We start from the raw sequence: 10,761 nt of genomic DNA on the forward strand, positions 1-10,761 counted from the left end.
CCGACGGCAACGGCTCCACCACCACCTCCGGGCCCTCGCCCGGACTACGCGCGCCGGCGTCCGCCGCCCCATGCGCGGCCGCGAGCGGCGGATCCCGCACCAACAGCGGCGTGAGACCTGTGTCGGTGGCCAGCACCTCCGCCACCAGTCGCATCTGTGCCGTCCCACCCGCACACCACAACCCCGCCACCGTCGCCGGGTCGACCTCCGCCGCGTCCACCGCATCACGGACCAAACCGGCCGCACGTTCCAGGACCGGACGTGCCGCCTGCGTCAACACCAGATCGTTGACCACCACCGCCGGACCCGACGGCACCGCAACCGTCACCGCCGGATGCCCGAACAGGGCATGCTTCGCCGTCCGCACACTCGCCGTCAACGCCACCCCCTCACCGGTCCCCGCAGCGACCGGGACGGGAGAGAGGGCAGCAGCCATCGCCGCGTCGACGGCGTCACCACCGGCATCCGGGTCCGCGAGAGTGGAGAGGATCTCGAAGCCGACCGCAGTACGGCGGACCACGCTCACCTCCGCACCGCCACCCAGGTCACACACCACGATGACCGAACCCACCGGCAGAGGCACACCCCCGGCGCGCAGATGCGACGCCACCGCCACCGGCGCCTCCACCAAACGCGGCTGCGGCAACCCTGCCCGATGCGCCACGCGACGAAGCCAGGTCCGACGCCGCGGCCCCCACCCCGCCGGCACCACCAACCGCACATCCTCAACGTCTCCGCCGACGATCCGCCGGGCCTCGTCAGCGGCACGCCGCAACGTCGCCGCCACCAACTCCGCCGGCGCCACCTCCACGCCCGCCACGCTCACCTGCTCATCAGCAGGTCGACGGGGAACAGGAACGAACCTCTGCGGCTGCGCCACCGCCGCCCGCCACGCCTGCTGCCCCGTCACCACCGACCCGTCATCGGCGACCAGAACCGCACTCGGCAACCCATGTTCACCGTCGAACACCAGCGGCGACCACGACCCGTCTGACCACGCCACCACACCCGTCGTGCTGGCACTCCCACAATCGATCGCCAGCCGCACCTGCCCCGATCGCATGCGCCATAGTCAAACATGAATCACGTCATCACGTGAGGACATAACTACGCACAGCGGCAGCTATGGGGTTGGGAAGTGCGCCGCGCATCTCCGATCTGGCATGACGTGCAGAGGCGTCCTCGCGCCGCGAGTTGCGCATTCCTCGGGCGCATCCCCGCGGATCTCGGTTGATCAGCGGCGGACCTGACCACGGCGACAGCCCGGCCCGGGCGAGCGGCTGGGCGAGTGTCGGCGCCGGATCGCTGGGAGGCACGATGGTCGCCGTGACCGCTCCTGCCCGCACGCCGCTCGCCGTGTTGGAGGCGGTGCTGGAGCGGCTGACCTACGTCAACGAGGAGACCGGCTACACCGTCGCCCGCGTCGCCACCGCCCGCGGCGGTGACCTGTCGACGGTGGTCGGCGCGTTGTTGGGCGCGCAGCCCGGGGAGAGCCTGCGGCTACACGGCCGCTGGTCCTCGCATCCGAAGTACGGCCGGCAGTTCGAGGTCGACTCCTACACCACCGTACTGCCGGCCACGATCCAGGGCATCCAGCGCTACCTCGGCTCCGGACTGGTGAAGGGCATCGGACCGGTCTTCGCCGAACGGATCGTCGCGCACTTCGGTCTGGACACCCTGCGAGTCATCGAAGAGGAGCCGGCGCGGCTGGTCGAGGTGCCGGGGCTCGGCCCGAAACGCACCGCGAAGATCACCGCGGCGTGGGAGGAACAGAAGGCCATCAAGGAGGTCATGGTCTTCCTGCAGGGCGTCGGCGTGTCCACGTCCCTGGCAGTGCGGATCTACAAGCAGTACGGCGACGCGTCCACCGACGTGGTGACGAAGGAGCCGTACCGGCTGGCCGCCGATGTGTGGGGCATCGGCTTCAAGACCGCCGACACCATCGCCCGGTCGGTGGGGATCCCACACGACAGCCCGCAGCGGGTCATGGCCGGCCTCCAATACACCCTGTCCGAAGCCACCGACAACGGCCACTGCTACCTGCCCGAACCGAACCTCGTCACCGACGCGACGAAGATCCTCGACGTACCCGCCGACCTCGTCACCCGCTGCCTCAGCGACCTGGTCGCCGACGAGGGCGTCGTCCGCGAGACGCTCCCCGCGGCCGGCGGTGAGCCGCTGCGGGCGGTCTATCTGGTGCCGTTCCACCGCGCCGAGCAGTCCCTCGCCTCCTCGCTCCTGCGGCTGCTCCATGATCCAGGCGACCGGCTGGCCCACTTCGGAGGTGTCGACTGGGCCAAGGCCCTGGCCTGGCTGAGGGACCGCACCGGCGCGGACCTCGCCCCCGAGCAGGAGCAGGCCGTCAGGCTCGCGCTGACCTCGAAAGTCGCGGTGCTCACCGGCGGGCCGGGCTGCGGCAAAAGCTTCACCGTCCGCTCCATCGTCGAACTCGCCGCCGCCAAGAAGGCAAAGGTCACGCTGGTCGCGCCGACCGGGCGGGCCGCCAAACGCCTGTCCGAGCTGACCGGTCACCCCGCCGCCACCGTGCACCGGCTCCTGCAACTACGCCCCGGAGGGGACGCCACCTACGACCGGGACAACCCTCTCGACGTCGACCTGCTCGTCGTCGACGAGGCATCCATGCTCGACCTGATCCTGGCCAACAAGCTCATCAAAGCCGTCCCACCCGGCGCCCATCTGCTCCTCGTCGGCGACGTCGACCAGTTGCCCTCCGTCGGCGCCGGCGAGGTCCTGCGCGACCTGCTCGCCGCACCCACCATCCCCCGGGTGCGGCTGACCCAGATCTTCCGCCAGGCCGCCCAGTCTGGCGTGGTCACCAACGCCCACCGCATCAACGCCGGCCGCCCACCCCTCCTTCAGGGCCTGCCGGACTTCTTCCTGTTCGCCTGCGACGACACCGACGCCACCGCCGCCCTGACCGTCGACGTCGCCTGCACCCGCATCCCCGCCCGCTTCCGGCTCGACCCGCGCCGCGACGTGCAGGTCCTCACCCCCATGCACCGCGGCCCCGCCGGCGCCGGCACCCTCAACGGCCTGCTGCAACAGAAGCTCACCCCACACCGCGAGGGACAGCCGGAACGGCGCGTGGGCGGGCGGGTGTTCCGAATCGGCGACAAAGTCACCCAGATCCGCAACAACTACGACAAGGGCCAAGCCGGCATCTTCAACGGCACCCTCGGCATCGTCACCGCCCTCACCAGCGAGGAACAGACCCTCACCGTACGCACCGACGAGGACGAAACCATCGACTACGACTTCGACGAACTCGACGAACTCACCCACGCCTACGCCATGACCATCCACCGCTCCCAAGGCTCCGAATACCCCGCCGTCGTCATCCCCCTCACCACCAGCGCCTGGATGATGCTGCAACGCAACCTGCTCTACACCGCCGTCACCCGCGCCAAACACCTCGTCGTCCTCGTCGGCTCCCGCCGCGCCCTCGCCGCCGCCGTCCGCACCGTCGGCGCCGGACGCCGCCACACCGCCCTCGACCACCGCCTCACCTGAGACGTGATCGATTGATAGACCATCTGCGGCGTCGGGCCCTGGCCGTGGTGAGTCCCGAAGGCCTGTGTCTCGCGCTGCTGTCGTGTCACTGCTGCTGGCCGGGAACAGCCAGGAGACGCTGTAGGCTGCCCACTGCTTGGGCGTCCTCGTTCAGAGTCGTGCGATTGTTTCTGACGAACCGAGACGCAGGTGGCGTGACCCAGCCGGTTGTTTCTCCACCCATCAGACATTCGTCGTGGACGGATGATTCCTGAAGCTGTGGCGCGCCGCTATCCACATTGCTGGGCAGTCCCGTACGGTGATGTACCGCACCAGTGCATCGGAACACCTTCGCCGGTCTACTCCTCTCCTCCTGACCCATCTCCGGACATTTCGTCCGGAGACCGGAAACGGAAGGAGTTTCGGTGGAGGAACAGGCCGACAACCCGGCAGTGCCGGGTAGAGACCTGCTTCGACCTTGGCTTGTGGTGAGGATGGTGGTGGAACTGGTCGCCCTAGAGGCGGACTTCCAGCACCACCAAGACCTTGCCTACATCGCCAAGGCCCTGGTGGTGCTAGGGCAGACAGTGGCGGACTGGCCGCGAAACCGTAGCCGCCGCTGATCTGAACGGTCCGGGGGTGGAGGGTTGCGACTCTCCATCCCCGGATTCCGTAGCAACTTGTGCAGTGCAACTGACGGTACCACCGATACATAAAATACTGACACACTCCGTGGTGCCATATTTTCGCGTCGCGCGGCGCGGCTCGAGGTGCCTACCGCCATCTCTCCGGCGCAGACCGGGCGGGCATGGCGTAAGCCTGAATGGTCTAGGCGGCCAACAACAGGCGGACGGGCTCGGGACCCGGCGGACGCCACACCCTCAGGAGGTCTCCTTCGTGAAGAGTGACGGCGATCAGGTAGGGGCGGCCACCAGGCGGAGACCTACTCGGCCGGTTGGAATGGGTGCAGGCGTTAGCCGTCGGACCAATTCATCCGGAACCACAGCCAGTCCGGCATGCCGACCGGCTCCAGCCCGATCGTGGTCAGTGTCTTGATGAGGATCTGGTCCCAGTCGCTGTTCGGATCGTCGGAGCCAATGATGGCGGGTTCCGGGGCGTAGTCGCCGCCGCGGTGGTGTGCGTCGTCTTCGGCGTCGCGGTCGAACAGCGAGTCGGCGATGACGAGGACGAACTCGGCGATCGCGACGCGGTCCAGCGACCGCAGGTCCGAGGTAGCCGGCACGCGATGACTTGGTGTGGGCGGGGCGCTGGCCTCCCGGGTCCAGTTCGACGGGAAAATCTCAAGTGCTTCCACGAACATCACCGGCAGATCCACAAAGGGTCGGCCGCTAGAGGGTGGGCCGCAGCGTTCGCGCGTCGCCGCCGTGGCGCTTGCGGCGAAGTTGTGCGTCGGGTCAGCCTCGTCGTACCACGCCGTCCGCAACTCGTCACCAGCGCCGAATCGATGCAGGTGCCAACCGCGGGGGCCGCCGAGGCGGTACCCGTAGCCACTCAGCGTGCGCATCGACCATCCCGGCGACATGCCGTCACCATATCGTCACGCGGAGGTCGGGCGGGTTCGAGGCCCGTTCGCCGGGCCCGCTGGTCGCCGAGCTGCTCACCGGGTGTTGTCAGCCTCCGCTCACGACCGGAAGGCCGGCCGTGAGCTTCTGCGTCAGTGCACAAGGGCCCGTGTCCGGCAGGTGCGGTTCATGGCAGGTGGATCCGCAGGTGCCGCTTCGGAGGCCCTGGGTGACGCGGGTCAGCACCGTGCCGTGGATACGTCAGGGTGTTCCCGCCGTGGTCAGCAGCTCGCGCCGTCGTCGAAACCAGTCGGACCGGGTGTCGGCCGGTTCAGCAGCGCTGGATCGCACCGTGCCGGGCCTGTTCAAGATTGTCGAGTCCGTCCTTTCGGTTCGTTCTCGACCGTTTGCTGGTTCTGCCTTGGTCTTTCGCTGATGCCGGGGTCTATCGCTAACCTCCAACGGATTCAATAACTGCCGTTATTGAACGAGATTCTTCCCGCAGGCATCTGGAAATCTATATCAACAGCGTGTGGAAGCTGTTCTGCCTGATCAGGGTATCTATGCGGCTCCTTGACATCAGTGTCCACAGGTTGTCCACAGGCGGTGTGCATGATTGTCCGCTTCCGTCCGCAGGTTATCCCGAGACTCGTCCGCCAGCCATATTGAGTGGCTGGCCTATGGGTGCTTCTATTTAATGGGAGAAGTGGATGGTTGAAACTTCGCCCCGGCTCAAGCGTTTGGGTCGATTCAGCAGGATGTAGAGGCTTTCGAGACACGGAGCGGCACCCGCACGGACGGGTGCCGCAGTGAGCCTCCATGTCGATCCAGCACCTCACGACGACCAACACCCACGAACTCATCGAGGCCCCTGCAGCAGTCGTGCAACGTCTTCTCGGCCGGCTCATGCGCGGCCTCGATGTGGATAGGCGCTATCTGCCCTACTCGCCGCACGTGCTACGGCGCCGATCGTAGTTGCTCGAACGGCTCCTGATAGCTCAAGTCACCTTCCTGGCATGCAGAGGCCGCGCGAAGAAGATCGCGATGCTATTTCTCAGTGCTGGATTCGCACTTGCCTGGTCCTGCCGCATTGCTATAAGGCCTGGTTTGTGATCTACCTGGCAAGAGATGTGTGGTGCATGAGCGGCGGCTGGTGTGGCGGGTGTCCATAGGAGAAGGGCTATTTGTTAGCAGGCGATTGGTGTGGACGAACGTGTGGTCGACGGACGCGTATGAGGCAGATAGTCAGGATCTCCTTACATAGCGTCACCAAAAAGTGCGGCGAAGGAGTTGGGTGCGGTGGTTATCTTGGATTCCCAATCGGTGTCCCTGGCGCGGCGTTCTTCGGCGACGGTGGCGAGCTCGGTATCGGACCCTATGGCAAGTATTCCCCAGTCGAGAACTGTTCGTGCGAGGTCTCGGGCGTAGTCGCTGACGTTGTCGATGATCTGGTCGGTGTAGGGGCCGCCATGGGCAAGGGAGTTTCTTACTCGCTGCAGCCGGGTGCGTAGGAATGACCATTGGGTGCGTGTGTCGTTGTGCCAGGAATGGACTGTGGACGGGTCGCGCATCCGGCTCAGCAGGCTGTTGATCTCAAGCGCCGGCACCGCGGCGGCTCCGCCCATGCTGCTCAAGCGTTCCAACGCGTTCCACACGGCGCTAGGGGTGCCGTGCACGAAGGAGCCAGAGTCGGTATATGTTTCATGACGTAGCGTATCCAGGTCCTCGTCTGTGTGCAGAATGTCGGACGGATGTAGTCCGCGATACGTGACATCGAAAATTCTGATATGCATTCGGGTGCGTATCCAGCCGGGGCGGACGTAGTCGTCGAGAAATTGTTGCCAGGGTCGATCTTTCATGCGCGACGCGAACAGCTCAATGACACGAACGTACAGCAGTGTGGCTGCTGCGGCGCCTTGATCCTCTGCCTCGTCGCACCAGCGGATCGCAGCCCGCACTTCCCGGGCGGTGCGATTGTCTGGACTGGTGATGCCGGCACAGTCAGCGCTAGTGGTCAGAGAATCGGGGGTGGCGTCGAGCGAGTAAGCGAGTCGCGGCCGCTCATCTCGTGGCCAGAACACCTCGTGAGCCACAATGTGGTCGTTGACCCCGTGCACATACCCAGTCATCAACTGCCAGTTGCCGCTATCGCGTCCGCCGAATTTCACCATGCCGAGCGTGCCGACCAGGACGTCCTTTGCCTCCCGTATGGGCTCTCGAACCGTGGTGAAGCCCAAATCGACCCGGGCGTAGACGATGTCGTCCTCATCCGGCATCTGCTTAAGGCCAAACAGGGACGTACCCTGCAGCTCTGGCGGTAGCAGAGCGGTACGCTGAGGTCCTGTTGCCACCGCGTGCAAAACGGGAGCGTAGTAGAAATCTATTGCTCCGAACGAGATTTTGAGTTGCCGGAGTATTGCCCGACGGAGCGCGAACCACACCACCTGCCGTCTTGGTCCTATGGGTTGTGCGAGATACCGGGAGAACAGCTCAATTCGGTCAGCGAGTGGAACCCACTGGCAGTTGCTCTCCGATCCAGGATCGACGACGCTCCTCACGCGCTCGATTGTGTAGGGATCGCCGCTGATGAGAAGCGGTAACCGCATCCCGAGCTGGCGAGGGTCGTGGCCTAACAGCGCGGCAATCTGAACGAAGTTGTCCCTGCTTCGGGCTACCACATGCCAGTCCGAGTCCTCGGCGAGGCAGAGCCGGTGGAGGTCCGTCCACGCCGTTACCAGCGTGTCGGTCTGGTGCAAGGCGCCTAGCACTTGGTGGACGGCCGCGGCGGCGGCCGCGCGGGCGGCGGCGACCGACTCCTGCGACGGTTCCTTCGGCGCGATGGCCTCCCACACGTCGGTCAGGCGATCGAGGAGAGGGTGAATCTTGTCGCGCAGCTTGTAGCCGAGCATCGGGCCGAGGCTGCTGGCCGTGTGCCGGAAGTCGCTGATCGTGCTTCGTAGGCCAGCCTTGTGTGCACCCTTGAAGCGCCTGGTGTCCGAGCACCAGGCCTCTACCTCGAGGGCGGCGGTGGCAATGTCGACCTCGCTCGCCGGCGTCCAGCGACCGACGGTGGTGTCTCCCATCTGCACCGTGCCGGCCAGCAGCCGGACACCGGTATCCATGTGGTGCCGCATCATGACCATTCTTTACGTCGACCGACGACCTCTGGCAAGTCCGTTGGTTGTCACACCTTGGCCTAGGGGGTGCTCAGGCAGGTTGATCGAACGCATCCAGCCGTGACTACCTGCGGCGGAGTACGCCGCTGGTTAACCACTGCACGACGGTCGCCGCCAAGTGCAGTGCGGCTTCGGCTTCGGTCTGGGTCTGTCGGCGTGAGTTCGCGCTGCCCGCGTGGCGCGATTGGCCTTCCCACAGCAGCGCAAGCATCTCGTTCAGACGTGCAGGTGAGGCAGGTTCGCCGGTCTGGTCGCCGATCGCGAGGATCCACTGGTCGGATTGGTTACGGAGGTCACGGATCACCGTGCCGAGGGTGCGTCTCGGGTTCGCTGGGCAGACCAACGGGCAGGCGAGGGCCTCCACGGCGAGCACTGCCTCGTCGTAGGCCTTGTCGGGGTCGGGGTGTCGCCCGTAGGTGGCTGTCCACGCGGTCCTCAGGTGTTCGGACGCGTCCTGTCGGGCGTCGCGGACTGCGACATCGACCGTCCTTGTCACCGTCTCATCGATTCGCCGCTCCAGCCCCTTCGAGCCGGCGGTAAGTCGCCATCCTGCTCCACCGCTGGTAAGGAGCTCGTGAAGTTCTCTGACGGGCCAGTGCTGCGGGTGCAGTTCCCATGCAAGCAGGGCGTCGATGAGTTCGAGTAGCAGGTCATCATCGACATCCGCGACCACCGGGATGCTTTCGAGACGCAGGCGGAACTTGAGCGTATTTTCGACCATGCGCCGCTCATAACCGTCGTCCGGGAACCGGTCGCGGACCCAATCCTCCAGGCTGCCCCGTAGGTATACGGGGATGCCGTCGTGGAACGTGTCGTCGGGGCCTAGGCCGGCGGTACGCCGGCGCAACGGAGTCCAAGAGGGCGACTCTGCTTCCGGTGAATCATCGGGCTTGGGCTCGTCTGCCCATGGGACGGTCCAGGGATCGCTCACGAGTGCTGACGCTACGAGGATTCGACTGCGCTCGCAGCAGCGATTCCTTGTCTCTCGACTGCCATCATGTGGCCAACCGGCAGAAAGCGACATCGCCGGTGTCCGGGGGCGTGGTAGGGAGACCTGAGCGAGCGGGCGTGACTGGCGCGCCGGCCAGGGACCGGGGGAGGATCGGGCGATGCTGATCACTCCGCTGCCCGGTGCCAGCCGCGAACATCTGGCGAACACGCTCACCAGCCTCCAGGACACACTCAGGCACGTACAAGCGGCCGGCCCGATCTCGGCGATAACCCGGGCGTACAAGTACCTCGACTGGACACATGAAGCCCGACGGATGCTGAGGCGGCAGATCCATCCCGACGACCTGGAACACCTCGTCCCTTCGCGAAGCTACGAGGTGGTCTTGACCGCAGCTGCCGGGCTACGCGACTTCGCTCTCGGCGCTCGAGGCGACCTCCACGACGAACAGGGGTTTGCGTACAACGTGTCGATGGCTGGGGAACGGCAGCTCAATGGCCTGCTAGGAGCGCTGGTCGATCAACACCTGGAAAGCCTTCAGGCCGCCGCGACCGACCTGACGCAGGCGATGCAGCGGTTTCAGCGCGACGCCGAAGTGGTGGTCCTCGACACCAACATCTACATGGAGCACCCTCAGCAACTGGAGGACCTCGACCTCGCCGAGCTGCTGCACCTCAGCTTCGAGCCCATTCACATCCTGGTGCCCCTTGTCGTGGTTGACGAACTCGACAAGGGCAAACGGTCCGGTTGGAACGGCTGGAAGGCCGCGTACTCGGTCGCCTACGTCGATCGCGTAACCCAGCGAGGCGGTGTCGTTCGCGAGAAGGACTTCACCGACGAGGATCGGCCGCGGGGTGAGGTAACCATCGAGGTGGTGTTCGACCCGCCAGGCCACATCCGTCTGCCGATCAACGACGACGAGATCATCAGTCGAGCCTTGGCGATCAAGACCCTGGCCGGCAAGCAACTCCGGATCCTGACGTACGACACCGGCATGGCGATGCGCGGAAGGGCGGCCGGACTCCAAGTGCACTGGCTAGAACAGCCTAAAAAGGACAACAAGATTCGGAGCCGACGCCAGCGCGGCAGTGATGCACCAGACAGAGACCGAAGCGCGGTGTCGCTGACCGGGCCGATCCAAGGTGACCCGCCCAGAAGCTCGGGTGCGGCCAGCCTCCGCGCAAGCGGCGGTGATGCTTACGGGGAAGCCTCCTGACCAGGCAGGTCTCGCTGTGAGGACCGCTGGCAGACGGAACCGACGCGATCGGCGAAAGGTGGCGGCCCTTAGTCGCAGCAAGCGGACTGTCGGACCTTGGCATAGAAAGTCATGGGGAGGCGGGTCGAGGGAGGGGGCACGCAGGCTGGCCAGCTCCACCAGCCGCGCCATCTGGACGGTGAGCGTCGACGGTTGGGCTCTGGGCTGGTTTTCGGCCTCTTGCGCTCAAGTTAGGCCCGTTGACACCATGCCAAAGCCGTCGGCCTCGGGGCTGCGCCGGCTGGAGGGTCGTGTGAGGTTCCCCCGGTAGCTCGGAGGCTTTCGATCATGCTCTGATGGAGCTGAAGGGAGTCATCCGTGGCAGCACCGAAGAAGTACCCCGATGAG

General features: G+C 65.7%; 7 protein-coding genes. 3 read left to right on the forward strand and 4 right to left on the reverse strand.

What is annotated here, in order from left to right:
- Positions 1 to 949: Hsp70 family protein (locus ABZ738_RS32415; RefSeq protein WP_357219719.1), on the reverse strand; the 949-nt coding region annotated here is incomplete at its 3' end.
- A gap of 368 nt (positions 950 to 1,317) precedes the next feature.
- Here ABZ738_RS32415 and ABZ738_RS32420 point away from each other — a divergent pair.
- Complete coding sequence (locus ABZ738_RS32420) at positions 1,318 to 3,531, forward strand: ATP-dependent RecD-like DNA helicase (RefSeq protein WP_357219722.1); 2,214 nt, start codon at positions 1,318 to 1,320, stop codon at positions 3,529 to 3,531.
- A 404-nt stretch (positions 3,532 to 3,935) separates the two neighbouring features.
- On the forward strand, positions 3,936 to 4,133 hold the full coding sequence (locus ABZ738_RS32425) for a hypothetical protein (protein ID WP_357219725.1): 198 nt from the start codon (positions 3,936 to 3,938) through the stop codon (positions 4,131 to 4,133).
- Between the two features lie 350 nt (positions 4,134 to 4,483).
- Here the strand turns inward: ABZ738_RS32425 and ABZ738_RS32430 are convergent, their stop codons facing one another.
- The 3 genes from ABZ738_RS32430 to ABZ738_RS32440 all read right to left on the reverse strand — a co-directional run bounded on the left by ABZ738_RS32430 (position 4,484) and on the right by ABZ738_RS32440 (position 9,140).
- Positions 4,484 to 5,053 (reverse strand): hypothetical protein, encoded by a 570-nt coding sequence (locus tag ABZ738_RS32430; RefSeq protein ID WP_357219728.1) that lies wholly within the window; start codon positions 5,051 to 5,053, stop codon positions 4,484 to 4,486.
- Positions 5,054 to 6,289: 1,236 nt separating this feature from the next.
- Positions 6,290 to 8,170: a hypothetical protein gene (locus ABZ738_RS32435; protein ID WP_357219730.1), complete on the reverse strand. Its 1,881-nt coding sequence runs from the start codon at positions 8,168 to 8,170 to the stop codon at positions 6,290 to 6,292.
- A gap of 103 nt (positions 8,171 to 8,273) precedes the next feature.
- On the reverse strand, positions 8,274 to 9,140 hold the full coding sequence (locus ABZ738_RS32440; protein WP_357219733.1) for a hypothetical protein: 867 nt from the start codon (positions 9,138 to 9,140) through the stop codon (positions 8,274 to 8,276).
- Between the two features lie 178 nt (positions 9,141 to 9,318).
- Between ABZ738_RS32440 and ABZ738_RS32445 the strand changes: the two genes are divergently transcribed.
- The gene (locus tag ABZ738_RS32445; RefSeq protein WP_357219736.1) at positions 9,319 to 10,374 is read left to right on the forward strand and encodes a PIN domain-containing protein; all 1,056 of its coding nucleotides are present in this window, start codon (positions 9,319 to 9,321) and stop codon (positions 10,372 to 10,374) included.
- Positions 10,375 to 10,761: the final 387 nt, after the last annotated feature.

It is taken from the genome of Micromonospora sp. NPDC047793 (assembly GCF_040642635.1).
In the GTDB taxonomy this organism is placed as follows: Bacteria; Actinomycetota; Actinomycetes; order Mycobacteriales; family Micromonosporaceae; genus Micromonospora.